The sequence below is a fragment of the Pseudohalioglobus lutimaris genome, assembly GCF_002866825.1.
Lineage (GTDB): Bacteria > Pseudomonadota > Gammaproteobacteria > Pseudomonadales > Halieaceae > Halioglobus > Halioglobus lutimaris.
The window spans coordinates 31700-56538 of the sequence record NZ_PKUS01000019.1 but is presented as its reverse complement, the minus strand read 5'-3'; the positions used below and the strand labels follow the sequence as shown (position 1 = coordinate 56538).

Annotated in this window: 27 protein-coding genes and 1 tRNA gene; 3 read left to right on the top strand and 25 right to left on the bottom strand. The window is 58.2% G+C overall.

All coding sequences use genetic code 11. From position 1 onward, the window contains the following. Window positions 1-13: 13 nt before the first annotated feature. The 10 genes from thrC to ffh all read right to left on the bottom strand — a co-directional run bounded on the left by thrC (window position 14) and on the right by ffh (window position 9745). Window positions 14-1411, bottom strand: coding sequence for a threonine synthase (thrC, locus tag C0039_RS14070; RefSeq protein ID WP_101518412.1), 1398 nt, complete (start codon window positions 1409-1411; stop codon window positions 14-16). A 10-nt stretch (window positions 1412-1421) separates the two neighbouring features. After that, window positions 1422-2735, bottom strand: coding sequence for a homoserine dehydrogenase (locus C0039_RS14065; protein WP_101518411.1), 1314 nt, complete (start codon window positions 2733-2735; stop codon window positions 1422-1424). Between the two features lie 34 nt (window positions 2736-2769). Further along, window positions 2770-3960: an alanine transaminase gene (alaC, locus tag C0039_RS14060; protein WP_101518410.1), complete on the bottom strand. Its 1191-nt coding sequence runs from the start codon at window positions 3958-3960 to the stop codon at window positions 2770-2772. Window positions 3961-4139: 179 nt separating this feature from the next. Beyond that, complete coding sequence (locus C0039_RS14055; protein WP_101518409.1) at window positions 4140-4889, bottom strand: DsbC family protein; 750 nt, start codon at window positions 4887-4889, stop codon at window positions 4140-4142. A gap of 85 nt (window positions 4890-4974) precedes the next feature. After that, entirely contained in the window at window positions 4975-5880 is a 906-nt protein-coding gene (xerD, locus tag C0039_RS14050) for a site-specific tyrosine recombinase XerD (RefSeq protein ID WP_076001604.1), read from the bottom strand. 239 nt (window positions 5881-6119) lie between these two features. Further along, complete coding sequence (rplS, locus tag C0039_RS14045) at window positions 6120-6473, bottom strand: 50S ribosomal protein L19 (RefSeq protein WP_076001605.1); 354 nt, start codon at window positions 6471-6473, stop codon at window positions 6120-6122. A gap of 57 nt (window positions 6474-6530) precedes the next feature. Beyond that, the gene (trmD, locus tag C0039_RS14040; RefSeq protein WP_076001606.1) at window positions 6531-7268 is read right to left on the bottom strand and encodes a tRNA (guanosine(37)-N1)-methyltransferase TrmD; all 738 of its coding nucleotides are present in this window, start codon (window positions 7266-7268) and stop codon (window positions 6531-6533) included. A gap of 50 nt (window positions 7269-7318) precedes the next feature. After that, on the bottom strand, window positions 7319-7867 hold the full coding sequence (gene rimM, locus C0039_RS14035) for a ribosome maturation factor RimM (RefSeq protein ID WP_101518408.1): 549 nt from the start codon (window positions 7865-7867) through the stop codon (window positions 7319-7321). Between the two features lie 19 nt (window positions 7868-7886). Then, a complete protein-coding gene (gene rpsP, locus C0039_RS14030) occupies window positions 7887-8135 on the bottom strand; it encodes a 30S ribosomal protein S16 (RefSeq protein WP_076001608.1) in 249 nt (82 codons plus the stop codon). A 212-nt stretch (window positions 8136-8347) separates the two neighbouring features. Further along, window positions 8348-9745 (bottom strand): signal recognition particle protein, encoded by a 1398-nt coding sequence (gene ffh / locus C0039_RS14025; RefSeq protein ID WP_101518407.1) that lies wholly within the window; start codon window positions 9743-9745, stop codon window positions 8348-8350. A gap of 108 nt (window positions 9746-9853) precedes the next feature. Between ffh and C0039_RS14020 the strand changes: the two genes are divergently transcribed. After that, window positions 9854-10657 (top strand): cytochrome C assembly family protein, encoded by an 804-nt coding sequence (locus tag C0039_RS14020; RefSeq protein WP_076002450.1) that lies wholly within the window; start codon window positions 9854-9856, stop codon window positions 10655-10657. Window positions 10658-10737: 80 nt separating this feature from the next. Then, complete coding sequence (locus tag C0039_RS14015; RefSeq protein WP_076001610.1) at window positions 10738-12006, top strand: HlyC/CorC family transporter; 1269 nt, start codon at window positions 10738-10740, stop codon at window positions 12004-12006. A gap of 21 nt (window positions 12007-12027) precedes the next feature. On the opposite strand, the gene C0039_RS14010 is transcribed toward C0039_RS14015, so the two are convergent. From C0039_RS14010 to C0039_RS13980, 7 genes are read right to left on the bottom strand one after another with little or no spacing between them, the layout of a single operon-like run. Further along, window positions 12028-12219 (bottom strand): DUF1289 domain-containing protein, encoded by a 192-nt coding sequence (locus C0039_RS14010; RefSeq protein ID WP_076001611.1) that lies wholly within the window; start codon window positions 12217-12219, stop codon window positions 12028-12030. Beyond that, window positions 12216-12740 (bottom strand): gamma carbonic anhydrase family protein, encoded by a 525-nt coding sequence (locus C0039_RS14005; RefSeq protein ID WP_076001612.1) that lies wholly within the window; start codon window positions 12738-12740, stop codon window positions 12216-12218. The genes C0039_RS14010 and C0039_RS14005 overlap by 4 nt, the downstream gene beginning before the upstream one ends. Beyond that, on the bottom strand, window positions 12737-13342 hold the full coding sequence (locus C0039_RS14000; protein WP_101518406.1) for an NUDIX hydrolase: 606 nt from the start codon (window positions 13340-13342) through the stop codon (window positions 12737-12739). The genes C0039_RS14005 and C0039_RS14000 overlap by 4 nt, the downstream gene beginning before the upstream one ends. After that, window positions 13342-13659: a YqfO family protein gene (locus C0039_RS13995; RefSeq protein WP_101518405.1), complete on the bottom strand. Its 318-nt coding sequence runs from the start codon at window positions 13657-13659 to the stop codon at window positions 13342-13344. Before C0039_RS13995 ends, C0039_RS14000 begins: the two co-directional genes overlap by 1 nt. Continuing rightward, window positions 13652-14755: a tRNA guanosine(34) transglycosylase Tgt gene (gene tgt / locus C0039_RS13990; protein WP_076001615.1), complete on the bottom strand. Its 1104-nt coding sequence runs from the start codon at window positions 14753-14755 to the stop codon at window positions 13652-13654. The genes C0039_RS13995 and tgt overlap by 8 nt, the downstream gene beginning before the upstream one ends. Before the next feature lie 14 nt (window positions 14756-14769). Further along, a complete protein-coding gene (gene queA / locus C0039_RS13985) occupies window positions 14770-15828 on the bottom strand; it encodes a tRNA preQ1(34) S-adenosylmethionine ribosyltransferase-isomerase QueA (RefSeq protein ID WP_076001616.1) in 1059 nt (352 codons plus the stop codon). A 50-nt stretch (window positions 15829-15878) separates the two neighbouring features. Beyond that, window positions 15879-16130 (bottom strand): hypothetical protein, encoded by a 252-nt coding sequence (locus C0039_RS13980; protein WP_341476653.1) that lies wholly within the window; start codon window positions 16128-16130, stop codon window positions 15879-15881. A gap of 192 nt (window positions 16131-16322) precedes the next feature. On the opposite strand from C0039_RS13980, the gene C0039_RS13975 reads away from it, so the two are divergent. After that, window positions 16323-16407: transfer RNA gene (locus C0039_RS13975), tRNA-Leu, on the top strand. Window positions 16408-16578: 171 nt separating this feature from the next. On the opposite strand, the gene C0039_RS13970 is transcribed toward C0039_RS13975, so the two are convergent. The 8 genes from C0039_RS13970 to C0039_RS13935 are packed head-to-tail and all read right to left on the bottom strand — an operon-like array spanning window position 16579 to window position 24839. Beyond that, window positions 16579-17508: an AgmX/PglI C-terminal domain-containing protein gene (locus tag C0039_RS13970; RefSeq protein ID WP_076001617.1), complete on the bottom strand. Its 930-nt coding sequence runs from the start codon at window positions 17506-17508 to the stop codon at window positions 16579-16581. A 2-nt stretch (window positions 17509-17510) separates the two neighbouring features. After that, the gene (locus C0039_RS13965) at window positions 17511-18044 is read right to left on the bottom strand and encodes an ExbD/TolR family protein (protein WP_232334817.1); all 534 of its coding nucleotides are present in this window, start codon (window positions 18042-18044) and stop codon (window positions 17511-17513) included. Then, window positions 18041-18556, bottom strand: a complete 516-nt coding sequence (locus C0039_RS13960; protein ID WP_076001618.1) for an ExbD/TolR family protein — start codon at window positions 18554-18556, stop codon at window positions 18041-18043. Before C0039_RS13960 ends, C0039_RS13965 begins: the two co-directional genes overlap by 4 nt. Before the next feature lie 21 nt (window positions 18557-18577). Continuing rightward, on the bottom strand, window positions 18578-19243 hold the full coding sequence (locus tag C0039_RS13955; protein ID WP_101518404.1) for a MotA/TolQ/ExbB proton channel family protein: 666 nt from the start codon (window positions 19241-19243) through the stop codon (window positions 18578-18580). A 1-nt stretch (window position 19244) separates the two neighbouring features. Continuing rightward, complete coding sequence (locus C0039_RS13950) at window positions 19245-19568, bottom strand: hypothetical protein (RefSeq protein WP_101518403.1); 324 nt, start codon at window positions 19566-19568, stop codon at window positions 19245-19247. Beyond that, window positions 19565-20197, bottom strand: coding sequence for a tetratricopeptide repeat protein (locus tag C0039_RS13945; RefSeq protein ID WP_101518402.1), 633 nt, complete (start codon window positions 20195-20197; stop codon window positions 19565-19567). Before C0039_RS13945 ends, C0039_RS13950 begins: the two co-directional genes overlap by 4 nt. Next, window positions 20197-22989 carry a tetratricopeptide repeat protein gene (locus C0039_RS13940; RefSeq protein WP_101518401.1) on the bottom strand — a complete coding sequence of 931 codons (2793 nt, stop codon included), beginning with the start codon at window positions 22987-22989 and terminating at the stop codon, window positions 20197-20199. The genes C0039_RS13945 and C0039_RS13940 overlap by 1 nt, the downstream gene beginning before the upstream one ends. Then, the gene (locus C0039_RS13935) at window positions 22989-24839 is read right to left on the bottom strand and encodes a tetratricopeptide repeat protein (RefSeq protein ID WP_101518400.1); all 1851 of its coding nucleotides are present in this window, start codon (window positions 24837-24839) and stop codon (window positions 22989-22991) included. The genes C0039_RS13940 and C0039_RS13935 overlap by 1 nt, the downstream gene beginning before the upstream one ends.

Here is a 24839-nt window from a genome sequence, read left to right as displayed (position 1 = left end):
CGGGTGGCCCCGCTCAAGCGTTGATGTTCTCCGCCATAAACGCCTGCACCGCAGCCAGCTCGTTGGGCAGCACCTCAGAGCGCTCGGGGCGATCGAAAAGATCACGCAGGTGGTGCGGCAACACCGGCTCATCATCCAGGCCCGCTGTTTTGACAGCCGCGGGAAATTTCGCCGGATGCGCTGTGGCCAGGGTCACCACGGGTACCGACGCCGGCAGGTCGCAGTTCAAGGCCGCCTTGACGCCGATTGCGCTGTGGGGATCAAGCATATATTCACAGCTGTCCCAGGTCGCGGCCATCTGTGCGCAGGTCTGTGCATCGTCTACCCGGTAGCTGGAGAACAGCTCCTTGACTTCCGACATGGCCTGGTCGTTGAAGCTGATATCACCGTCGGCGAAACGTGCCATCAGGTCATTAATGGCTGCGCCATCCCGACCATAAAGATCAAACAACAGGCGCTCAAAATTTGAGGAAACAGAAATATCCATGCTCGGTGAGAGCGTATGTTCCAGGGTTTGCCTGGCGTAGGTTCCTGTGGTCAACACACGGTGCAGTACATCGTTGCTGTTGGTGGCGATAATCAATCGCTCCACGGGCAACCCCATCTGCCTGGCGAGGTAGCCAGCGAATATATCGCCGAAATTACCGGTAGGGACAGAGAAAGCGATCTTCCGGGCGGGAGCGCCCAGGGCAACGGCAGCATAAAAATAGTAGACAATCTGCGCCATGATGCGCGCCCAGTTTATCGAGTTGACCGCCACCAGGCTGCGATCAGCGGGCAGGAAACTGCGGTCGTTAAAACTGGCCTTAACCATTGCCTGACAGTCATCGAAATTACCCTGCACCGCCAGGTTGTGAATATTGTCACCCACCACCGTAGTCATCTGTTTACGCTGTACGTCAGAGACACGGCCATGCGGGTGCAGAATGAAAATATCAATGTTATTGCAGCGTTTGCAGCCTTCAATGGCAGCCGATCCGGTATCGCCAGAGGTGGCGCCCATGATCACCACTTTCTGGTGCTTGCGTTCCAGCACGTAGTCCAGTAGCCGCCCCAACAACTGCAGGGCAAAGTCCTTGAAGGCCAGAGTCGGCCCGTGAAATAGTTCCAGCACCCACTGGTTGCTAGCAATTTGCACCATGGGCGCAACCGCAGCATGCCTGAACTCGGCGTAAGTCTCTTCAAGAATGGCCTGCAGGTCGGGCCCGGGAATGCAGTCCTCTACAAAGGGGGTGATGATCTTTTGCGCCAGCTGCGCGTAGTTCATACCGGCCATTTCGGCGATATCCGCAGGACTGAACTGCGGTAGCGTTTCCGGTACATAGAGGCCCCCGTCTGAAGCCAGGCCTGTCAGTAGAACTTCTTCGAAATTAAGTGTCGGGGCCTGGCCCCGCGTGCTGATGTACTTCACTGTATCTACCTTAACCGTCCAGTACTTCCACCCGGATACGGGCGACTTCTCCACTTATAGAATCCAGCGCCTCGATCGCACTGACCGCCTTGTCCACACTGCCCTGCATTGCGCGATTGGTGAGCACGATCAGCGGCACCCGGGTCTCGCCCTCGGCTGGAGCCTTCTGAATCAGCGCTTCGATGCTGATGCCTTCGTTACTGAAAATGGTGGCGATGGCCGAAAGCACGCCGGGCTTATCCTCGGCGACCATGCGCAGATACCATGGTGTGACCACTTCAGCCATGGGGACAACCGGAAGGTCGTTCAGGCATTCGTCGGCGAAACCCAGCGACGGCACGCGGAATGACTGACCAGCTGATAGCTCCCGCGCAAGGTCGACAATATCCGCGACCACTGCCGACGCCGTTGGCTCAGCGCCTGCACCGGCTCCGTAATAAAGCGTCGGGCCAACCGCATCGCCCTCAACGAGCACCGCATTCTTGACTCCGTTTACGTTGGCCAGCAGGCGGGCCTCAGGAATCAGGGTCGGGTGCACGCGCAGTTCGATGCCCGCCTTACTCTGCTTCGCTACCCCAAGGTGCTTGATGCGATAACCCAATTCCTCCGCATATTCAACATCCTGCGGTGTCAGCCGGGTAATACCCTCAGTGTAAACAGAGCTGAACCTCAGGGGCATACCGAAGGCGAGTGATGCAAGAATAACCAGTTTGTGCGCGGCGTCGATACCTTCCACGTCAAAAGTAGGATCAGCCTCTGCATACCCCAGCGCCTGCGCTTCTGCCAGAACATCGGCAAAATCGCGGCCCTTGTCGCGCATTTCGCTGAGAATAAAGTTACCGGTACCGTTTATGATACCCGCCAGCCACTCGATACGATTACCGGCCAGCCCCTCACGCAGTGCCTTGATGATGGGAATACCGCCAGCAACAGCAGCCTCATAGCAAATCACCGCCTGGTGATCCTTCGCCAGCGCAAACAGCTCATTGCCAAATTCTGCGATCAGTGCCTTGTTGGCTGTCACCACGTGTTTGCCATTGCGCAGCGCTTCTTCCACGAGATCTTTCGCTACTGTTGTGCCGCCGATCAGCTCAACCAGGATCTGAACATCCGGGTCCCGTGCAACCTCGAAAACATCGCGGCTGACCCGCGTCGCACCCAGGTCACAGTCCGGGTTGTCGCGACGCGCACCGACGTGAACGACCTCTATGCTGCTCTGCGCGCGGGCAGCAATGGCTTCGGCGTTTCGGCCCAATACGTTAAAGGTTCCACTACCGACAGTGCCCAGTCCGCATATTCCTATTTTTACTGCTTGCGAGGTCATTCTCTGTTGCTTACTCCGATGTGCTGGCAACGCCTCAGGCGAAACCATCCTGTTTGATCATTTTCTTTATACTGCGCAGTGCCTGCCGGGTGCGATGTTCGTTCTCAATAAGACCGAAGCGCACGTAGCCCTCACCGTATTCGCCGAACCCTACACCGGGTGACACAGCAACCCGGGCTTCCTTGAGCAGTTTTTTACTGAACTCCAGCGAACCCATTTCTGCGTAATACGCAGGGATTTTTGCCCATACAAACATGGTGGCCTTGGGCGGCGTTACCGGCCAGCCAGCCTCGTTAAGACCATTGCACAAGACATCCCGGCGGGAGCAGTACATGGAATTGATCTCGCTCACGCAGCTCTGGTCACCCTCCAAAGCCTTGATCGCAGCGACCTGTATCGGCGTGAACATACCGTAATCAAGATACGACTTGATGCGCGCCAGGGCACCTACCAGCGCCTTGTTACCGCAGCAGAAGCCAACACGCCATCCGGGCATGTTGTAACTCTTGGACATACTGAAAAACTCCACGGCCACATCCATTGCGCCTTTCACCTGCAGGATGGAAGGGGCGACATACCCGTCGTAGCACAGGTCGGCGTAGGCCAGGTCCTGTACCACCCAGATTTTGTGCTCCCTGGCGATAGCAACGACTCTCTCATAGAACTCCAGCTCGACGCAGTGCGCGGTGGGGTTGGAGGGAAAGTTCAGCACCAGCATCTTGGGCCTGGGCCAGCTGTTGTGAATCGCCTTCTCCAGTTCTTCGAAAAATACGTTTTCATTCTCGCCCATGGGCACATGGCGGATATCGGCACCTGAAATCACAAAGCCATAGGGATGAATAGGATAAGAAGGGTTGGGCACCAGCACAGCGTCGCCAGGGCCGGTACAGGCCAGAGCGAGATGCGCGAGGCCTTCCTTGGAACCCAGGGTGACGATCGCCTCGGTTTCGGGGCACAGCGTCACGTCGTAACGTTTCAGGTACCAGTCACATATGGCTTTGCGCAATCGCGGTATACCCTTGGACTGTGAATACCGGTGAGTGTCCCCGCGCTGCGCGGTCTCAACCAGCTTGTCGACAATGTGTGCCGGTGTGGCCTGGTCAGGATTACCCATCCCGAAATCAATAATATCCTCACCCGCCGCACGCGCCTGCTGCTTCAAATCACCAATGATATTGAAAACATAGGGGGGAAGGCGCGAAATTCGCCGAAATTGCTCGTCCACGGTAGAAACTCTGATCCGGGGCCCGAAGGCCAGGGGTGATAGCCAAAAAACGGTGGAAACAGTAAGGTTTCAGGGGGGGGATGTCAACGCGGAGAGTGGTAATTCACCGCGCAGTGCTGGTCGGGCAACCGATTACGCTGCCGACGCGAGACCCGCGCGGAGAAACGACAGCCGCTGCGTCAGTTGAGCCCCAGGGTGACCATCAATTGATCTGCGCTCTGGTAACCGGGAATCATCTGGCCGGTTCCCGTTACCATGGCCGGGGTACCGCGCACACCCATTTCCTGGCCAAGCTGATACTGCTCCGCTACCGGGTTATCGTCACACTGTTTGGACGGCACGGACTCCTTGTTCTTCATTTTTGTCAGGGTTTCCTGCGGGTTCTCGGAACACCAGGCGCCTACCAGCTGACGGTATCCGGGGGAGTCGACACCAGCACGGGGATAGGCCAGATAACGGACCTCCACGCCGCGCTTGTTCAACTCCGGTACCTCTTTATGCAGCTTCTGACAGTAGAAGCAGGTGATATCGGTAAATACGCTGATATGCGCTCGAGTCTCTCCTTCCGCAGGAAATACAATCATGTCGGCAGTGTCCACGGCACCCAGCACGGCCACACGCTCGGCATCGCGGCGCTGTTCGGCAAGGTTCACGAATTGTCCGTCATTAACCTGGAACAGGTCACCCAGCAGGAAAAACCGCCCGTCACCGGTGGCATAGACCATGGGACCAGATTCAAACTGTACTTCGTAGATCCCGGGCATTTCACTGGTTTCCACGGTATCCACTGTTAGCCCCATAGCCGGACTGGCGAGCGCAGCGCTGAGCTTGTCGACAATCGCCTTGTCTGCCGGTTCGCCCGCCAGCGAAAAGGCAGATAACGCGGACAAAACCAGCGCAGAAAGGGCTTTACAGGTCAGGTTGAGCATAGTGTTTCCTCAATTGCGGCAGCTTTTTATACTGCCAATAACGTTAGTAGTCGCCTCTTTGAGCAGACTTTGTCCCGGTAGTTCCTTATCCACGGGGATGATGCTGTGCATGCAGTTCCTGCATACGCTGCTTGGCCACGTGGGTATAGATCTGTGTCGTGGTCAGGTCACTGTGCCCCAACAACATCTGCACCACACGCAGATCGGCGCCATGGTTCAGCAAATGGGTGGCAAAGGCGTGGCGCAGGGTGTGCGGTGACAGTGCCTGACGGATACCTGCGCGCTGGGCATAGATTTTAATACGATACCAGAAGGTCTGGCGAGTCATCTGTCGCCCCCGGTTACTGGGAAATATGACATCAGACGGCACACCCTTCAACAGTTCGCTGCGCGGACCGGCCAGGTAACGCTGCAACCACGACAGCGCCTCCTCGCCCATTGGCACCAGGCGTTCCTTGCTGCCTTTACCAAACACTCTCACCACGCCCTGGTTCAGGCTCACCTGGTTTACCTGCAAACTGGTCAGTTCGGTCACCCTGAGCCCGCAGGCGTAAAGCAACTCAAGCATGGTGCGATCCCGGAACTCCAGTGCGACATCCAGGTCGGGCGCCTCCAGCAGTTTATCCACATCGGCCTCGGAGAGAGACTTGGGTAGCGGGCGCCCCAGTTTAGGGCTGTCCACATCCAGAGTAGGGTCCACAGTCAGCCGCCCTTCCCTGAGCAGGTACTTATAGAAGCCCCTGGCGCAGGACATAAACCTGGCGGTGGAGCGCGGTGACTGCCCCTGCTCCAGGCGGGCGCCGAGATAGGCCTGCAGTTGAGACCGGTCAGCACGTATGACGGAGCTCTGCCTGTTACGCATGAGCCAGTCGTTGAACTGGCGCAGGTCCCGCCGGTAGGAGCTCAAGCTGTTATCGCTGAGCCCCTTTTCCATCCACATGGCATCGATGTAGCGTTCGATTTCAGGGTGCTCGGACAATGGCTTAGGCATGGTTGTACGGTAGCATGGATTTCAGTTTTTTTACCGTTTGCGGCGGCCGGCGCTGGTCCTCTTAAAATTCCATCTGCCAGTCGAGTTTAAAACCGGTATACCGGCACTTGAGGCAAAAAAGTGAGGTTACCGGGTCACATCGCCACCCTACCCGAAAAGACTCGGCCAGTTTCACCAGGGGGATGATACAAAAAAGCGGCCACTGGGGCCGCTTTGGAATCTGCAGGATAGAAACTGCCCTAGGACAGCTTCTCCTTGATGCGCGCAGCCTTGCCTGACAGCTCACGCAGATAGTACAGCTTGGCCTGGCGTACATCGCCGCGACGCTTGACAGTAATGCTCTCAACCAAAGGGCTGTATGTCTGGAAGGTACGCTCAACGCCAACGCCGTGGGAGATTTTGCGCACAGTGAAGGCAGAGTTCAGGGCGCGATTGCGCTTGCCAATGACAACACCTTCGAACGCCTGCAGACGTTCACGCTCGCCTTCCTTTACCTTTACCTGAACGACTACGGTGTCACCCGGGCCGAATTCAGGCAGTTCTTTTTGCATCTGTTCAGCTTCAAGCTGAGAAATGATCTTGTTGGTGCTCATGGTGCGCTCCTGTTGATATCCAAATGTAGCTTCACAGCTAGCCGTATTAAAAAGTGTTCATTCCTGTTCGCGAAGATATTCCGCCAACAACGTTTTTTCCTCGGCCGACATGGCCCTGCCTGCCAGCATGTCCGGGCGACGCTGCTGCGTTCTGCCCAGTGCCTGCTTCAGGCGCCAGCGGCGAATCTCTTCATGATTGCCGCTGAGTAATACATCCGGTACCCGTGCTCCCTGGTACACCTCAGGCCGGGTGTAGTGCGGGCAGTCCAATAAACCGTCCGCGTATGAGTCCTCTTGCGCGGACAATTCATGGCCCAGCACACCTGGCATCTGCCGCGTCACCGCATCGATAACCACCATCGCGGCCAACTCACCGCCGCTCAGGACGTAGTCCCCTATAGACAGTTCCTCGTCCACTTCCGCTTCGATCAAGCGCTCGTCCACGCCCTCGTAGCGGCCCGCCACCAGAATCAACGCCTTCTCTCGAGAAAGTGCCACGGCCTTGTCGTGGTCCAGGCGTTGCCCCTGTGGCGACAGGTAAATGACGCGTGCGTCACTCCCTGCGCTTTCCCTGGCTGCAGCGATAGCCTGCTGCAGAGGGTCAATCTTCATCAACATGCCCGGGCCACCGCCGTAGGGCCGATCATCCACCGTTCGATGTTTGTCGGTGGTGTAATCGCGTGGGTTACTGTGGCTGATCTCAACCAGCCCCTGCTTCACCGCCCGGCCGGTCACACCATGATCAGTAACTGCGCCAAACATCTCTGGAAACAGGCTTACCAGTGCAAAATGCATGCTGTGTTTACCCTGTTCCTGTCGCTGCTGCGTGTTGCTGCTGCAGTTCCTTATTCGTCAAGGTACCAATCGACCTCGATAACCCCCTCTTCCGGACTAACCCGTGTCACCACGTCACCGGGAAGGTAGGGTATCAGGCGTTCACTATCATCTATGCTCTGGCCTGTAGCCTTGACCACCAGCACATCGTTGGCGCCGGTTTCGATCAGGTAATCCACCTCACCCAGTAATACTCGCTGCTCGCCCGACCCGGGTTCCCTGCCCCAAACCTGCAAACCTTGCAGGTCGCGCCAGTAGTACTCGCCCTCCTCCAGACTGGGCAGGCTGTCCGCCGGAACCAGAATCTCCAGTCCCTTGAAAGACTCTGCCAAGTTGCGGTCATCCACTCCGGAGATATGCGCAACCATCCCCTTGCCATGCCGCTTCCACTGGTCAACCTCAAAGGCTTCCAGTGCGCCGTGACGCTTTACCCGCCACTGACCCAACCCGGCAATATTCGCCACCGGGTCAGTGTAAGAGTGGACCTTCACCCAACCCTTTACACCATAGCAGCCGGTGACTTTGCCAGCGGTTACCAGCTTGTATCCAGGCTCACCCATAGGGTGCGCTAGCGGGTTATCAAGCCGCTGCGGCAGCTTCTTTCACCAGCTTGGATACACGCTCGGACAGCTGTGCGCCCTGGCCCTGCCAGTAATCGATGCGGTCAGCATCAACGCGCAGGCGCTCTTCCTGGCCACGCGCAACCGGGTTAAAGAAACCCACGCGCTCAATGAAACGGCCATTACGTGCATTACGATGGTCGGTCACGGTCAGGTGGTAAAAGGGGCGCTTCTTGGAGCCGCCGCGTGCAAGACGAATTGTTACCATTTGCTCTAAATTCCTGAAATATTAGGGGTATCTGACACGATCTTGCTCAGCCACCCACGACAAAAACCGGCACACTGGCCGGAAAGGTGGCGTATCATACGGAAATCACTGCTGGATTAAAACCCCGTGCGCAGGATTTTTTCAGGTAATTCCGCAGCTTAGCGACTTTCCTTGCGCCGCTACCCCGGCGCTCGAAGCATGCGGCGCCAGCCTCACTTGAAGGGAGGCATGCCACCGGGAGGCATCCCGCCTGGACCGCCTGCACCCGGCGGCATCATGCCGCCCAGACCGCGCATCATCTTCTGCATACCGCCGCCTTTCATTTTCTTCATCATCTTCTGCATCTGCTTATGCTGCTTGAGCAGGCGGTTGAGGTCCTGAACCTGTGTGCCTGAGCCACGGGTGATGCGGCGCTTGCGCGCGCCCTGAATCAGTTCCGGGCGACGGCGCTCTTCCGGGGTCATGGAATTGATCATCGCCTCCATGCGCGAGAACATTTTGGTATCCATATTCTGCTGGGCCATCTGCGCGACGTTCCCCATGCCGGGCAGTTTGTCCAGCATACCGGTGATACCGCCCATATTGTTCATTTGCTGCAACTGGTCACGAAAGTCCTCCAGGTCAAAACGCTGTCCCTTTTTCACCTTGCGGGCAAGTTTCTCGGCCTTTACCTTGTCGACCTTCTGCTCCGCCTCCTCGATCAACGAGAGCACATCCCCCATGCCGAGGATACGTGAGGCCAGCCTGTCGGGGTGGAAGGGATCCAGCGCGGCAGTCTTTTCGCCCACACCGAGGAACTTGATCGGCTTGCCCGTCACAGAGCGCACTGACAGCGCCGCACCACCGCGGGTGTCGGCATCTACCTTGGTCAGAATCACACCGGTCAGCGGTAGCGTTTCACCAAACGCCCGCGCCGTATTTGCCGCGTCCTGGCCGGTCATGGCATCAACAACAAAAAGCGTCTCGATGGGGTTAACGGCTCTGTGTACTGCGGCAATCTCCGCCATCATTTCCGCATCGACGGCCAGCCGGCCAGCGGTGTCCACAATCAATACATCAGCAAACTGCTTACGCGCATGGACGACCGCTGCCTCGGCAATAGCCACTGGTTTTTGCGAGGCATCTGAGGGGAAGAAATCCGCGCCCACTTCGGCGGCCAGTGTCTCCAACTGCTTTATTGCCGCAGGCCGGTAGACGTCTGCAGATACCACAGTGACCTTCTTTTTATCCCGCTCCCTGAGCAGTTTCGCCAGCTTGGCCACGGAGGTAGTCTTACCAGCACCCTGCAAGCCGGCCATGAGGATAACGGCGGGGGGTTGGGTAGCGAGGTTCAGGCCCTCATTGGCGGTACCCATCACCGCTTCCAACTCGGCCTGGACTATCTTGAGGAAGGCCTGCCCCGGGCTGAGGCTCTTCATCACCTCTTGCCCCACCGCACGCTGCCGGACCGCCTCCACGAACTCCTTGACCACGGGTAGCGCCACATCGGCCTCCAGCAGCGCCATACGCACTTCGCGCAGGGTTTCCTGGATATTTTCGTCGGTCAGGGTGGCTTTGCCGGTGATGGAACGCAGGCTACTTGAAAGGCGGTCGCTAAGACTCTGGAACATCTTGTTTCTCTCGGAACTGGGGATAAGGCCAGGCCGCTATTGATTCTGCGGGGCCACTTCTGTACAAAGGTGCGAAGTATACGCCACCTCGGTCCAACCCCCAAACAGATGTCAACTACCGTGTTCGCCATGCTTGCCGCGCTACTTTACCTGGGGGCCACAGGCTTGCACCTGATCCACGTATTCCAGCGGCGCCAGCGGGTCACCCGTGGCGTAGCCATACTGGGAGGGCTGGCCCTGCTCTGCCACTGCGCGGTAGCTGTTCAAAGTGTGGGCGGCCAGGGCGGGCTCAGCCTGGGCTTCTACACCATTTCCGCACTGATGTTCCTGGCCATCAACCTGCTCTGCGTGCTGTTGATGGTACGCCGCCCGCTGCAAAACCTGTTGATCATCCTGTTTCCACTTTCGGCCATGTCCGTACTGATCTCGACTTTCGCCCCGGAAACAGCCGCAATCACTACCGACCTGCCCGGCGGCCTGCTGCTACATATAGGCAGTTCTATTCTTGCCTACGCGCTGTTGACACTTGCCGCGGCCCAGTCGGCACTGGTAGCCGCCCAGGACTACCAGTTACGCCACCGGCACACCCGCGGCATCGTACAAATTCTGCCGCCACTACAATTGATGGAGAAAATGCTCTTCGAATTGCTGGCGGCCGGGGTGCTTATGCTGACCGTGGCAATCATCTCAGGCTTCATTTTCCTCGACGATATCTTTGCCCAGTCCCTGGTGCACAAAACCACCCTGACCCTGCTGGCGTGGGCGTTGTTCACCGTTTTACTGTGGGGACACTACAAGCTTGGCTGGCGCAGCCAGACCGCAGTACGGCTTACGCTGGCCGGCTTCGCAGCCCTGATGCTTGCTTTCTTCGGTTCCAAACTGGTGCTTGAGCTGGTTTTACACCGCGGCTGAGTTCCTGTTGTCGGGACTTGCCCCTGCCCCGCTTTTTCTTCAAGATACCGTTTCAGAAACTATCACAGGTTCACCCCCCCTTGAACGACGCTCCGCTGGGTCTCCTCTTTTCGATTCTGGCTGCACTCATCTTCCTCTCCGGCTTCTTCTCCAGCTCTGAGACTGGCATGATGTCACTCAATCGCTATAGGTTGAAGCACCTGCAGAACAGCAACCACCGCGGCGCAATCCGGGCCGGCAAACTGCTGGACAGGCCAGACCGGTTGATCGGCCTGATTCTGATCGGTAACAACCTGGTCAATATCTTTGCCTCGGCCATCGCCACGGTAATAGCCATCCGTTTGTGGGGCGATGCGGGGATCTTCATCGCCACCGCTGCACTGACGCTGGTCATACTGATTTTTTCCGAGATCACACCCAAAACACTGGCCGCCCTGTACCCGGAGAAAGTCGCCTTCCCGGCAAGCCTGATTCTCTGGCCACTACTGAAAATCTGTTACCCGCTGGTGGCTATCGTAAACTGGGTTACCAACGGTCTCTTGCATCTGTTGGGTGTGGATGCCAAAAAGCAGAACGACGAGCATGTCTCATCTGCCGAGCTGCGCACCATCGTAACTGACGCGGGCAAACTGATTCCTGCGCGTCACCGGGGCATGCTGCTGAATATACTCGACCTGGAAGAGGTCAGCGTGGACGACATCATGGTACCGCGCAGCGAAGTTTACGGTATCGACCTGGACGACAGTGACGACGAAATACTGCGCGCCATCCAGACCAGCTCCCATACGCGCCTGCCGGTCTGGAAAGAAGACATTAACAACGTGGTCGGCATGCTGCACATGCGTAATATAAGCCGGGTGATCGACAGCCAGGGCCTGGACCGGGCCGCATTGGAGAGGGAAATGGAAAAGCCCTATTTCATCCCCGAAAGCACGCCACTGCATACTCAGCTACTAAACTTCCAACAAAAAAAGCACCGACTTGGCGTGGTAGTGGACGAGTACGGTGACATCCTGGGCCTGGTCGCTCTGGAGGACATTCTCGAAGAGATTGTTGGCGAGTTCACATCCAGTCTGGCAGACAGCGAGGACAACATCTTCCCGCAACGCGACGGCAGCTTCATCATTTCCGGCGCCGCGAATATTCGCGAGATCAACAAAGCACTGCACTGGGAATTGCCCACTGACGGCCCGAAGACATTGAGCGGGCTCATTCTGGAGCACCTGGAGGGGTTCCCCGACGCCAATGCGGGTCTCTCAATCGAGGGATATCGCCTGGAGATACTGGAGTTGCAGGGCAACGTGGTGCAGGCGATACGCGCGGAAGTTAACGAAGAGTCAGACGCCTAGGCCTATGCCAGCCAGGACTGCCTAACGCAGGCGAAAAGGTGATGCGGCCTGGCGACGTTCTTCGGCCAGTACCAGAATCTCTCGTTTACGCTCTGCGCTGGACATGAACCAATCCGTCACTTCCTCAGCGCTGCGAAAGCAGCCCTGGCAAATATCCTGGTCGTCAAGCACGCAAACGGATATGCAGGGAGACTGGGGCTCACTATCACTCATGTTTGCTCACTCAATTCTTTACTGAAACGCTGCGCGTTGCCAATGTAATGATCCGCGTTGTGTTGCAGTAGAAGCTGGACCTCTTCACTCAACTGCTTGACCACCTTTGCCGGCGAACCCAGAACCATGGAGCCGTCCGGAACCTCCATGCCCTCGGTGACCAGGGCATTGGCACCAATGAGACACCCTCGCCCTATCCTGGCACCGTTAAGCACTACCGCATTGATGCCCACCAGCGTGCCGTCACCAATATGACAGCCATGAATCATGGCGTTGTGCCCCACCGTGACGTTTTTCCCAATCACCGCGGGAAAACCGGGGTCAGCATGAACCACGGTACCGTCCTGTATGTTACTTCCGGCGCCAACCTCGATACTGTCGGCATCACCGCGCAGTACACAGCTGAACCATACGCTGGCGTTTTCGTGAAGGGTCACATCACCGATCACAGCAGCGTTAGGGGCGATAAATTGGCCCTCTCCACGAAGTTGTACCTGTTTTTCACCTAGCGAGTACTTCATGGTTTCGTATTCCAGTTTCGTTGCAAGTCGAGGCCCGCATCGTAGGCGATGTTGGCGAGCATCGCCAGCACAGCAGCGGTAACACCCCAGATATTATCGTTCTCTATTTGATAGTGCGGCACCTTGCGCGCAGTACCGTTTACCGTCATGGTCTCCAGGCGAAACACTGCCGGGTCCGCAAAACGCAGTAACGGCTGCCTGAACAGGGTATCAAACTCCTGCTCATCCACCGTCAGTGCCAGCTCAGCCGGCACCATGGCGACACAGGGATGCACTTCAAAACCGGTGCGCGTTACCAGGGGCGACAGCTCTCCCAGTGGATACACCAGACTATCTTCTATACCTGCCTCTTCGTTGGCTTCTCGCCTGGCAGTGCACCAGGGCGTGCTATCGACCAACTCACGCTTGCCCCCGGGGAAAGCTATCTCACGGGGATGGTGCGTAAGGTGTGCCGCCCGGCGCCCGAGAAGCACTGTGGGCTGCGCCTCTGCAGAGAGCGCTACCAACACAGCAGCCTGTGGCAGTTCACCACTTACCCATGCCAGCCTATTCAGCGCCAGGGTAGTATCCAGCTTCTGCAGGACGCCGGGCATCGATCGCATCAGGGCAGCTCCACAACGAGGTTTACCAGGTCCCAGGCGGGCGTTTCGTAGGGGTGCGCCGCTTTCATGGCAGCAACCACAGCACGCACCACCGACGCATCACACACCATTTCCACACGATACTCGGGCAACTGTTCGAGTTCACCGAGCACGCCCACATAGGGTTCACTCCCTTGCATGGGGCGAAACTGCCCCTGACCCGGAACTTGCCAGCAGCAGTGCTCATAATTGCCAATACGCCCTGCCCCGGCATCGAAACAACTGCGCTTCACCGCCTCAAGGTGTGTTTCCGGCACATAAAAGCCGAGCTTATACACCGCGCGCCTGTTCAGTATAGAAATGCTGGGCAAACTCCGCTAACGAGCCGTTTGCTATCGCCGCGCGAATCCCTGCCATATGATGTTGATAGTAATGCAGGTTGTGAATGGTATTGAGCTGCGAGCCGAGGATTTCGTTGCACTTGTCCAGGTGGTGTAGATAGGCGCGACTGAAATGCTCGCAGGTATAACAACTGCATTCCTCGTCCAGGGGCAGCGTGCTGGTCTTGTGTCGCGCATTCCGTAGTTTGAGCACGCCACGGGAGGTGAAGATATTGCCATTGCGCGCGTTGCGCGTGGGCATCACGCAATCGAACATGTCCACGCCCCTACGCACGCCTTCGAGCAAGTCCGCAGGGGTGCCCACTCCCATCAGGTAGCGGGGCTTATCTGCCGGCAACAGCGGCTGCATGACATCCAGCACGGCCATCATTTCGTCTTTGGGTTCACCCACCGACAGACCGCCAATGGCATAACCATCAAAACCGATGTCATCAAGGCCGGCCAGGGAATCGGCACGCAGATGGGGGTACATACCGCCCTGGACTATACCGAAAAGCGCCGAGGGACTGTCGCCGTGAGCCGTTTTGCTACGTAACGCCCAACGCAGTGACAACTCCATGGAGTCGCGCGCCTCCTGCTCCGTTGCAGGATAGGGCGTACACTCGTCAAAGATCATGACAATGTCGGCGCCCAGACTGCGCTGGATCGCCATAGAGGTTTCTGGATCCAGGAATACCTTTGAGCCGTCAACCGGGGACTGGAACTTGACGCCCTCCTCGCTGATTTTTCGCATATCACCCAGACTGAACACCTGGAAGCCGCCAGAATCAGTGAGTATCGGGCCGTCCCATCCCATGAAATCATGAAGGTCACCGTGCTGTTCGATGACATCTGTTCCTGGCCGTAGCCAGAGGTGGAACGTGTTGCCGAGAATAATCTCGGCGCCTACTCCGCGAATATCACGCGGCAGCATGCCCTTTACCGTGCCGTAGGTGCCCACCGGCATGAACGCGGGCGTCTCGACGGTACCGCGCGGAAAACGCAGGCGGCCCCGGCGTGCGTCGCCGTCTTCACCCAGGCGCTCAAACTGCATATGACATTGACGGCTCACCGGGCTTCCATTGCGGCAGTGATAAACATGGCATCTCCGTAGCTGAAAAAGCGGTAGCGCTGTGCCACCGCTTCGCGGTAAGCCCGCATTATAGCCTCACGGCCGGCAAAGGCGCTTACCAGCATCAACAGCGTGGACTCTGGCAGGTGGAAGTTGGTAATCATTGCGTCAACAGAGCGAAAGCGATAGCCGGGATACATAAAGATGTCGGTATCACCGGTGAAGGGGGCAATTTCGCCGCTGGCACTGGCAGATTCCAATGAGCGCACCGCAGTGGTGCCCACAGCCACAACCCGCCCTCCTCGCTCACGTGCCTGACGAACGGCTGCGCAAACCGAGGCATCAACCTCAACAAATTCGGCGTGCATAACGTGATCTTCGATTTCGTCCGCACGCACCGGCTGAAAAGTGCCGGCACCGACATGCAGCGTAACGGTCGCACGGTGCACGCCCTTTTCGTCCAGACGCATGAGCAGCTCGTCGGTGAAGTGCAGGCCGGCCGTTGGCGCAGCGACCGCGCCCTCGCGATCAGCGTAAACTGTCTGGTACCGATCCTGGTCGGATTGCTCGTCCTGCCTTTTGATATAGGGAGGCAGGGGCATATGGCCGATTTGCTTAAGGATTTTCGCAAGCTCAGGCCCACCCTCGCTGGACAGCGCAAACAATGCACCCTCCCGTCCCGTCACCTTGAAACTGTATTCCCCGGGCTGGGCACCCTCCGCGTCGGCAAGCAGGATTCGCGTTCCGGGCCTGGGAGACTTGCTGCAGCGAACGTGAGCCAGTGCGGTGTGCGATCCCGTGACTCGCTCTATCAGGATCTCCAACTTGCCGCCGGTCTCCTTCTGGCCCCACAGGCGTGCTGGTATCACCCGGGTATTATTGAACACCAGTAGATCCTGCGGGGAAAGCTGCTCGATCAGGTCAGTGAAACGACGGTGCACTACCTGACCACTGACACCGTCCAGGCACAATAATCGACTGGCACTGCGTTGCGCCAGCGGGTACTGGGCGATCAGGTCCTGCGGTAATTCGAATGAGAAATCAGTGCGCTTCATCTACAAAAAAGCCGGCGCTGGGCCGGCTTCTCACTTTCGGTGGCCGGGAGCTACTCTTCCTTGGCGGACTCTTCTTCCGCAGGGGCTTCCTCAGAAGCCTCTTCTGCGGCATCAGTCTCTGCGGGCGCTTCTGCAACTGGCTCGGCTGGCACCGAGACCTTGATCAGGTCCTCTGCCGCCAGAATCTTCACCTTCTCTTCACCGTTAACCGGCTTCTTGTCAGCGCCCTTTACGGCATAGCGATCATCACTGCGCTGGTAAATACTGTATTCGGCTGTTTTCTTAACCAGTTTCATGGCCATGTTCTTTTCTCCTCCTAGGTACTCAGATCATCCGCACTGAAGGCGGTTCGGGTGTTAATCAGAAGCTCCGATAATGGCGCGAAGTCTACAGGCAAATCGCGGCGGGGTTAAGGAAAATTATTGCAGTTTGAAGGCCGGTTGATATAATCGCGCGCTCCTCAAACGGACACCTGGTGTTCCGCTACCTTCATTGCCGGTGTGATGGAATTGGTAGACATGAGTGATTCAAAATCACTTGCCGTAAGGCGTGGCGGTTCGAGTCCGCCCACCGGTACCACCTTTCACAACCTGTTCGTCCGGGCAGGTGGCTAGCAAAACGTTAAAATGGACTCTGCTACCTGATCGATAGCGGCATAACCTGTATAAGTGAAGAAAACAGCGACCCACCTGACCGTTGTTGCCAAATGCGGTGCAGGAACGGCCGCCCCGATGGAAAAGTAACGGGTCGCTAGCCGTAGGGAAGAAAATCGAAAGAGTAGTTCACCCGGGTGGTCAGTACGCTGGCGGCATCAAAACGTATCATGCGGATGCGGGCGAGAATCTTGCGGGTCAGTTCCTCATCTTGCAACTCCGATGAGATCAATCGCAGGTCCGAAACCTCGCCAGAGGGCTCTATCACCATCTCAAATACGACCTTACCCTCCAGCAGGGGGTCCTTGCGTAACGCGCGATTATAAACAGAAAAGATAGCGCCCTTGCTACGGTCCATTACCCGGCGGATGGATTCGTCACTGCGGCCGCCCTGGTGCTCAGAGGCATTTTTCGACTCGCGGGTGCCGGTACCGGCGGTGATGTTACTCTCCACTCTTGTGGCCTCCCGCGCGGACAGCGCTGGGCCACCCGCGTTGCGACTGATGGCAGAAGTTTGAATACCGCCGCTGCCGGTATTGTTGGCGGTAATCAACGAACGCTCAACGCGGGCAGAGGATGTTTCGCCGCGGCTGGTCTGGGTCTGGTCCAGGTCTGCCACATCGAGGCTATCTCGCATATCCATCAGCTCGTCCTGAAACGCGAGTACCCCCGCCGCCTTTGCCTGCTCCCTGGCTTGCTCCACCTTGTTCACCGACTTGACCGGTTCCTGCACCGTCTTCACCGGAGGCACCTCCCTGGGCTTTGGCGGCGGTTTTTTCTCCACTTTAGGCTTCACGGGTTCAGGTTTGGGCAGTTCTTTTTTCTCCAGCAATATCCGGGCGAGATGCGCGGGAACTTCCTCAGCCTCCTCGGGGGTCAGTTCCGCCACCGGCAAAACAGGAATGGCAACAGCGACGACCATGAACAGCAACAGCATAAGTCGCTGTATGCGTCGATACAGCGCGTCCTCTTGCTGACTGGATTCCCAGGGCAGTAGAAGTGAGGGTGTGGCAAGTGCTGCGCCCATACTCAGGTCTCCGCCACGGCAGTAGAATCAGCGGCCAGCGCCGGCTCGGCAACGCTGCTTACCGCCAGCGATATATCCCGATAGTCCTCGGCGGCACAGGTGGACATGATGCGTTGCAGTAACGCATAGGGCATGGTCTGGTCGCCCATGATGATCACGCTGCGGCCACGCGAAGCCTCTTCCTCAGCCAGTGGACCGGCTCGGGATGCATGGTGCTGTAATTCGGCCTGTAGAGCGCTGAGCAACACCTCCTCTGCGCTCATGGCATCAGCAACGGTACCGATAGCCTGACCCTGCACCAGAATGACGTCCGGGCTCACCTTGATGGTCAGGGACTCTTCCGGTCGCTGCTCGGATATGGACTCAGGCAGGGTGATGTTGCGATCCGCCTGCAACACCTCGACGTCGCCATTATTGACCATAAGGAACAATACGAGGATGGTAAAGATATCCATCAACGCAACAAGGTTGAGTCTCGCCGGACGCTGCATGCGGCGATGATTGCGCGCCATGCGCCGTGCCCGCAGTGAACTCATTGCACCACCTCCTGCTCCGCTTCCGGTGCCTGACCGAAAGAAATATCCGGAAACAGCGCTGCATCCACCATTGATGCAGCGACCAGCGCCTTGAATGAACGTACCGTATCCATCGCGCTGACGATGGTCTGGTAATCGACCTGCGGTTCAGGCAGCAGGGTGATATCACGCTTCTCTATGCCCTGTTCAACAAGCTGGCGCTTCACTTCTTGCAGCACCAGCGAAAGCAGGGCGAAATCCTGGTCGCCGTCCTCGTTCAGGGGAATCGCTTTCAACAGAATGCCGGCCGGATAATCAACGCGCATGCCTTCGGCACGGATGACCAGTTCCAGCTGTTTTGGCGGCTGGTCCGGCTCGCCGCCTGCCGCTTCCGGTAACACCACGTCGACCACCGTGATACGGGAGAAGACCATGCCCAGCAGGAGGATAGGCACCAGCACGATCATCAGGTTCATGAACGCGGTGATGTCCAGCTCTGCTTCCTCGGGTCTGGAACGCCTGAATTTACGCATGACAATACACCAGCACTGGGCTCAGTCGTCCACTGCGCGGGTCCGCGCCGGCAACGCACCAGCATCAGCGAGCGTGTTCACCACTTTTACACTGGCCATTTCGAAACTGTCGACGATTTCGGTGGTCTTGGTTTGCAGCACTGCATGCAGTAGCAGCAACGGTATGGCCGAGATCAGGCCAAAGGCCGTGGTATTCATTGCTACGGATATAGAGCTGGAAAGCATGCTCGCTTTCTCCGTGGCCTCGGCGTTGGCTACTGCGGTGAATGCCGCGATGAGGCCGATAATGGTGCCGAGTAAGCCCAGAAGCGTCGCCACATTAGCGAGAGTGGCCAGGTATTGTGTGCGTTTTTCCAGGCGCGGCAGCGCCTCCATCACGCCCTCTTCCATTGCCGATTCAATATCTTCCCGACGACGGCTGCCCGCATAACGCGCGATACCGGCGGAGACAATCCGCGTGATGGGCACGCTGGAACTGGCGCCGGCGTCGACGACCGCCTTGTAGTCCTTCTTTCTCAGCTGGCCCATGGCCTGATCGAATGCCTTGCGATTCCGGCTTCGCGCAGTGCTCAGCACCAGCCAACGCTCCACGGCAATCGCCAGGCCTATTACCAGAACGAGCGCAATCGGATACATAAACGGCCCCCCGCTCTGAAAGAAACGAATCACAATGTCGTAGCTGTTCATATTAATTACCTCTTTCCTCTAGATTATCTGTCGCGGGCGAAAGCGCACCGTTGGCGTTCTCCACGAGGGTGTGCTGATAGCGCAGTTGCCTTAGGTACTCATCGCGGCGCAGCGGTCGAAACAGGTCCCCGGCAATACCTGCTTCTGGCTCCCAGCTGAAATCCATTTCTGCTGGCTGGCGCCAGGGCAGAATGTAAGTGACCTTGGGCAGCTCACGATTACCGGTGACACGCGATTCGAGGCGCACGCTGGGGGACTGTGCAATCACCGTGAGTGGAGCGCTTAGAAGCACCAGCGCCAACACCTTGAAGACGAGCCGTTTCACGAGGCACCCCCATCATTGGAGGGACGTTGCGCCAGCTGGCGCTGCAGATCGGCAATCCAGCCAGTGACCTGCCGACTCTCGCCTGCGGTGAGCTCCTGGTACCGTGAAAAGTGATCAAGCGCCGAGGCTTTCTCGCCCAGGTACAGGTCATAGAGAATGGCAAGGTTGTAGTGAGTGGCCGCATGCTCTGCAGCGGTAACCAGTGCTGCCTGATACTGTTCCTCCGCTTCGACATAGCGCCCCTGCTCACGAAGAAAAACGGCAAAGGCGTTGCGCGCATCAAGATTGGATGGATTGGATTCCAGCGCGCGGCGGAACCACTGCTCAGACTGCTCCGGCATGGCCTTACGTTGGTAGATCAGTGCGGCATTGAGCGCAGGCCCGGAATACTCGGGATAGTCCCGCCATAGTGTCTCCATTGCCGCCAAGGCCTCATCCCACAGCTGCTGCTCCATGTCCTGTAGTCCACGTTCAAAACGCGTCTGCACCTTCGCAGGTGCGGCAGCAATGTTGTCGGTCGCCGCATGGTCGCCGGCACCCTCAAACTCAGCGCCAGCGGGCATCAGTCCGCAACCCGTCAACAGAAGCGGTACCGCAAGCAACGCAATTCGAAGCATCGCGCCTGTCATCAGCGTATCTCCCCACTCATGGTGAGCGCCTGCTCGCGTTTACCCCAGCGAGCGGGCATCAGTTCAGCAAGAGCGGTGAAGCTTTGATCTATCCAGGGGTCAAACAAACCATCCCACGCCCGACGCGCGTTCGCCTCGTGTATCGCTACAGCCTTTTCTTCAAACGGCCAGGCCTGCTCTTCCAGCAGTATTTCGTACTGTTCCAACGCCAGCGCATCAAGACCCACGGGGCGCGGCGATGCCAGAAGCTCCTCGGATAATTTTTGGTAGACATCACCCAGTCGATAGGTAGCACGCGTGCCGAAGGCCTGCACTCCATAGGCGTTGACCCGTTCGTATGCGTTGACGGTCAGGTCCAACGCCTGGCGCTTGCGACGCAGGCTCTGCGGCAGCGGGTCAGTCAGTTGAATATCAAGATACTGCGTGTAATACCCATCTGCCAGTTCAGAAGACGAGCTGGCGGCGAGATAAAGGCTGCGTTCGTCCTGTTCTTCTCCACCAGTATCGTGGGCATCTGCGAGCGCGTTCAGCCAGTAGTCGCGCTTTCTTGGTTCTGCTCGCTGGGCATAGAGGTCGGCGAGAATCAGCATAGCCTCCATACGCGGCGCCAGCGGTGTTTTCCAGGTGTGCGCGTAATGTCGATAGCGCTCTATCGCCAGATCTTCATTTCCTGCGCGCTGGTAGTAATCCGCAGCGAGATAAAGCGCCTCGCGCTGTACAGCAGCGTCATCGCTGGTCGCAGTGATGCCGTCCAGTTCCTCTGCCGCATTTCGCCACTGTCCGGTCAACTCATAGTTCTCTACCAGGCGTGCGCCAATGCCTGCGGTCAGTGCGTGCTCGGGGTAACGACGACGAAAGTCCACAAGCAGTGCGTTACCCTTTACATACTCTCCGGCCAGCAGGTAGTTACTGGCGGCATCGTACTGCGCATTGAGCCGTATACCTGATGTCGGCGCGGCATCCATCACTCTGGCGAAGTGTATTGCCGCCTGCTCGTGCTCGCCGGCGGCCGCCGCCATCTCGCCCTGCCGGTAAATGCTGGCGGCCAGGTTCTCCAGGGTTTCCTCACGCCGGGCATCGTGCTCGGGCAGCAGGGCCAGCGCACCCTGATACGCGTTTTCCGCGCTCAAGTAGTGACTGCGCGCGAACTCAGCGTGCCCCAATACTAACCAGGCGGGCAGCAGCACGTCGGCCGCCGGCGCAGGTTGCCAGGCAACCAGCTCCGCAGCCGCAAGCGCTGCCCTTTCGTTCAACGCAGAGTCCAGTAGCGCTGTCGCTGCGCTACCCAGCACCTTCGGCGCGCGCGGGTCCCGGGGAAAAACCCGGGCAAAGCTGAGCTGACTGTCAATCATTGCCAGCTGGTCGTCCGGCAGCGTAGAGGCCAGGTTGCCATGGGCGATTATGGCTGCATAGGCTGCTTCCGGAGCCTGCGGGTGTTCAGCGTAAAGATAGGCCATTTCCTGGTAGGCGCTGATCGCCAGACGGTACTCACCCGCCGCCTCACGAGACTCGGCGAGCAAAAACAGCATATCGGGGACACGGGCATCGTCTGGAAAGCTGCTAACGTAAAGTCCATAGTAATCCGCCGCAAGCAGGTATTGTTGTCGCGACTCACCGCCCTCGCCCGACTGCGCCAGAGAATGATAATGCCGTGCCAGTTCGTCTATATACTGCGCCAGCAGAGGTCTTATATTGTCCCGGGCACTTTCCTCGGCAGCCATCCAGTAAGGCCCTGCAACGCTGTAGGCCGTCACATAATCGCGCTTTGCCTCAATCACCTGCTGCGGAAACCCTGCGGCCTGGTAAACGGCAATCACTTTACCCTGAAAATTGTGGGCCATCGGCGAAGTCGGGTTTGCCGCTATGAACCCGGCATACGTCCGGGCACTATCCTGGTAGCGCTCCTGCTGCAGGTACAACTCACCAAGCGCCGCATAGATCAGTGGCTGGTACCCACGTTCGCCCAACGCTGCGTATGTTGCAGCGATCGCGTCGCTGCCTCCGCGATAGTCGAACATTACTGCCAACACACGAAGACAGTCTGACGCAATTTCACGATCTCCCCGGGCGAGAGCTTCCAGCCGATTGTCGGCCGGCATCAGTGTGTCCAGAGTGGTGGTAAACACTTCAATCGCCTGCTCATTGCGCTCTTGCTTGAAGTAAGACCAACCCAGCATGTACAGGCTGTTGGTATAGTACTCACCGCCAGATTCGCTGCGGACCACACGCTGGTAGGAGTCGGCAGCAGCAGCATATCGGGCTGCAGAAAAATAGGCCTCGCCCTTGCGGAATTCAGCCTCCGCGCGGTGCTCAGAGTCGGGATGCTGCTGACTGAGCTGTGTCATCAACGCAACCGCCTCATCACCACGTCCGCCCAGATCGTGGGCACGGGCCATCTGGTAAAGCAGTTGGTCACTACCTGCAACCTCGGGATACTCATGCAATAAAGCCTGGTAGGAGGCGATAACGTCACCGTAGTCAGCAGTGTCTGTGGACTCGTCCAGGCTTTCGCTTTCAGTGGCCATCATGTCGAGGTCGGCCAGGCGCCGCCGCACTTTGAGCTGCACTGCGGGGTCCCGCGTGGCGGCCAGCACGTCGCGGTAGGCTGTTTCCAATTCGCGCAGCGAACGCTGGGGAACCGGCGCTTCCGCCACCTCAACAGGAAGCGGCTGCAGGTCAGCAAGGGTGGGTTCCGGTGGCGCGCTGGCTTCACCCAAGAGCGGCAGCTCCGGCAGGTAGCTGCACCCGCCCAGCGCAAGTGTGAATAGTACTGACAGCGGCACCAGTTTCATCACCGGGGCACCTCGGGGCTGGCGAGGTCATAAAGCCGGGCAACCGCCAATAGCGCCTGGCCTTCACTGTGGCGCAGGTGCTCTCTTTGCTGCTCCAGTTCAGCCACCGCCACCGCGCGTAGCTGTGACTGGGCAGTACTGAGTGCGCCGGCAACCATGACACGCTGGGAGGCGGTACGTTCCACCAGGTCATCGATACGCTGTTCGAAAACCGGTCGCGCACTTCCCGCCATGGCGGCATCCATCGCGGCGTAAGCCTGAGCGGACTCGGCCGCCAGCGCCTCCAACTGACGCATATCGTCCTGCAGGCGCCAACGTCGTGCCGGGAATGCCTCGCTGTCCTGCCACTGCATCAGACCGCGCATAAGCCTGATTTGCTGCTGTGCGCCTTCGTGCTGTAGTCGTTGCGCACGCTCGGAGGCGATGTCGATACGTCGCCAGCGTGCGGCCTGCTCGGGTGTGGCCAGCAGTCTGCCGTCGCCGCTGGCTATAGCGCTGTCTAATTGCTGGCGTAGTACTGTGCTGCGCTGCAACAGAAACGCACGCCGGCCCGCGAGCTCCTCGGCACCACCACCCTCCACCGTCCTGCTCCAGTTCTGTCGCTGTTCGCTTTCCACCTCGCGCAACACCGTCAGTCGTTCCTGCGCTAAAGCCAGTTTGCGCTGGATATCACGGAGGTCGTATAGCTCACGCAAGGCCAGCTGCACCCCGTCCGTGCTGAGCAGATGAGCAAGGTATTTGGCGTATTCGCCCTCAGGTTGTGGATCTTCGCCACCCAACCACTGTGGATCGACGACCGCATCCAGCCCAAACAACGCCAACAGGTCACCATCCCGAACTTGCGTTAGCGCGGCATTCACTTCAGAGCGTGCCCCGGCATAATGCTCGGCAGCACTCTGGTAAAGTGCCAGAGCCGTAGACGGACGCTGCAGTTGCTCGTAGGCGTAGGGGACGGCTAGCAGGCTCTCTCGTGCGCTGGCACTGACCAAACTGCGCGCACTCAGCGCCTGCCATGGCACCAGCGCTTTATCGAAATCGCCCTCGTTGGCGTGGCTCCAGCCATATCCAAGCAACGCCCTGTCTGCCTCGGGGCCGTGAAGGCGCACGGCAAGGAAATCCTCGGCTGCCTGACCGGAGTTGCCCGTTGCCAGGCTGGCGAAACCAGCAGCTGTAGAGGCCTTGTCGCGCAGGGCGGCGCCCTCCTCGTCTTTACAGCCCAGGTGTGCAACCTGACGAAAAGCCTGCGCGGCGCCGGCCCAGTCTTTATCCTGCACGCGGACGGTACCAAGGTTGTAATAGTAATAGGGTTTAAACGGGCATGCGGCCTGCATGGATTGCAAGGCTGCGCTGGCCACTTGCTGCTGGCCCAGTACTAGCGCCTGCATGGCCCGAAGATAGTGCCCCTCATCGGCAAGCGGACCGGCATACTGAGGATCCATCTTAGCCAGGGCGTCATTGCTTGCCTGGTTATCACCACGACGCCAGGCAAGTTTGCCCAGGTAGAACCAGGCTCGATCGGCATCCACCTGCTCACGGGGTTGGGTCAGCAGAGCGTCGAATATGCGTCGCGCCTGCCTGTCCATGCCATAGGACAAACTCATACCGCCACGCAGTAACTCGGCCTCTTCGCTGTGATGAGGCAACTTCTTCATCTGCTGAGCAGCGCTGAGTTCGGTTAAAGCATCGAAGTAGTTTTGTTGAAAGAAGTGATACAAAGTCACGCCGTAGCGCAGATCTTTCACGGATTCATTCTCGGCAGTGACCGGTTGACTTAGCAGCGTCAGTAACGCACAGGCGCAGAGTAGCGCCTGCGCTGCACTCGAACCCGGCTGTAAGAAGCGACGATGCAT

What these genes read in the sequence shown, in the direction of transcription:
- C0039_RS14065 (WP_101518411.1), bottom strand. Translation starts at nt 2,735, where the DNA reads ATGACCTCGCAAGCAGTAAAAATAGGAATATGCGGACTGGGCACTGTC.
- C0039_RS14055 (WP_101518409.1), bottom strand. Translation starts at nt 4,889, where the DNA reads ATGCTCAACCTGACCTGTAAAGCCCTTTCTGCGCTGGTTTTGTCCGCG.
- xerD (WP_076001604.1), bottom strand. Translation starts at nt 5,880, where the DNA reads ATGCCTAAGCCATTGTCCGAGCACCCTGAAATCGAACGCTACATCGAT.
- rplS (WP_076001605.1), bottom strand. Translation starts at nt 6,473, where the DNA reads ATGAGCACCAACAAGATCATTTCTCAGCTTGAAGCTGAACAGATGCAA.
- trmD (WP_076001606.1), bottom strand. Translation starts at nt 7,268, where the DNA reads ATGCATTTTGCACTGGTAAGCCTGTTTCCAGAGATGTTTGGCGCAGTT.
- rimM (WP_101518408.1), bottom strand. Translation starts at nt 7,867, where the DNA reads ATGGGTGAGCCTGGATACAAGCTGGTAACCGCTGGCAAAGTCACCGGC.
- rpsP (WP_076001608.1), bottom strand. Translation starts at nt 8,135, where the DNA reads ATGGTAACAATTCGTCTTGCACGCGGCGGCTCCAAGAAGCGCCCCTTT.
- ffh (WP_101518407.1), bottom strand. Translation starts at nt 9,745, where the DNA reads ATGTTCCAGAGTCTTAGCGACCGCCTTTCAAGTAGCCTGCGTTCCATC.
- C0039_RS14020 (WP_076002450.1), top strand. Translation starts at nt 9,854, where the DNA reads ATGTCAACTACCGTGTTCGCCATGCTTGCCGCGCTACTTTACCTGGGG.
- C0039_RS14010 (WP_076001611.1), bottom strand. Translation starts at nt 12,219, where the DNA reads ATGAGTGATAGTGAGCCCCAGTCTCCCTGCATATCCGTTTGCGTGCTT.
- C0039_RS14005 (WP_076001612.1), bottom strand. Translation starts at nt 12,740, where the DNA reads ATGAAGTACTCGCTAGGTGAAAAACAGGTACAACTTCGTGGAGAGGGC.
- C0039_RS14000 (WP_101518406.1), bottom strand. Translation starts at nt 13,342, where the DNA reads ATGCGATCGATGCCCGGCGTCCTGCAGAAGCTGGATACTACCCTGGCG.
- tgt (WP_076001615.1), bottom strand. Translation starts at nt 14,755, where the DNA reads ATGCAGTTTGAGCGCCTGGGTGAAGACGGCGACGCACGCCGGGGCCGC.
- queA (WP_076001616.1), bottom strand. Translation starts at nt 15,828, where the DNA reads ATGAAGCGCACTGATTTCTCATTCGAATTACCGCAGGACCTGATCGCC.
- C0039_RS13980 (WP_341476653.1), bottom strand. Translation starts at nt 16,130, where the DNA reads ATGGCCATGAAACTGGTTAAGAAAACAGCCGAATACAGTATTTACCAG.
- C0039_RS13970 (WP_076001617.1), bottom strand. Translation starts at nt 17,508, where the DNA reads ATGGGCGCAGCACTTGCCACACCCTCACTTCTACTGCCCTGGGAATCC.
- C0039_RS13965 (WP_232334817.1), bottom strand. Translation starts at nt 18,044, where the DNA reads ATGAGTTCACTGCGGGCACGGCGCATGGCGCGCAATCATCGCCGCATG.
- C0039_RS13960 (WP_076001618.1), bottom strand. Translation starts at nt 18,556, where the DNA reads ATGCGTAAATTCAGGCGTTCCAGACCCGAGGAAGCAGAGCTGGACATC.
- C0039_RS13955 (WP_101518404.1), bottom strand. Translation starts at nt 19,243, where the DNA reads ATGAACAGCTACGACATTGTGATTCGTTTCTTTCAGAGCGGGGGGCCG.
- C0039_RS13945 (WP_101518402.1), bottom strand. Translation starts at nt 20,197, where the DNA reads ATGACAGGCGCGATGCTTCGAATTGCGTTGCTTGCGGTACCGCTTCTG.
- C0039_RS13940 (WP_101518401.1), bottom strand. Translation starts at nt 22,989, where the DNA reads ATGAAACTGGTGCCGCTGTCAGTACTATTCACACTTGCGCTGGGCGGG.
- C0039_RS13935 (WP_101518400.1), bottom strand. Translation starts at nt 24,839, where the DNA reads ATGCATCGTCGCTTCTTACAGCCGGGTTCGAGTGCAGCGCAGGCGCTA.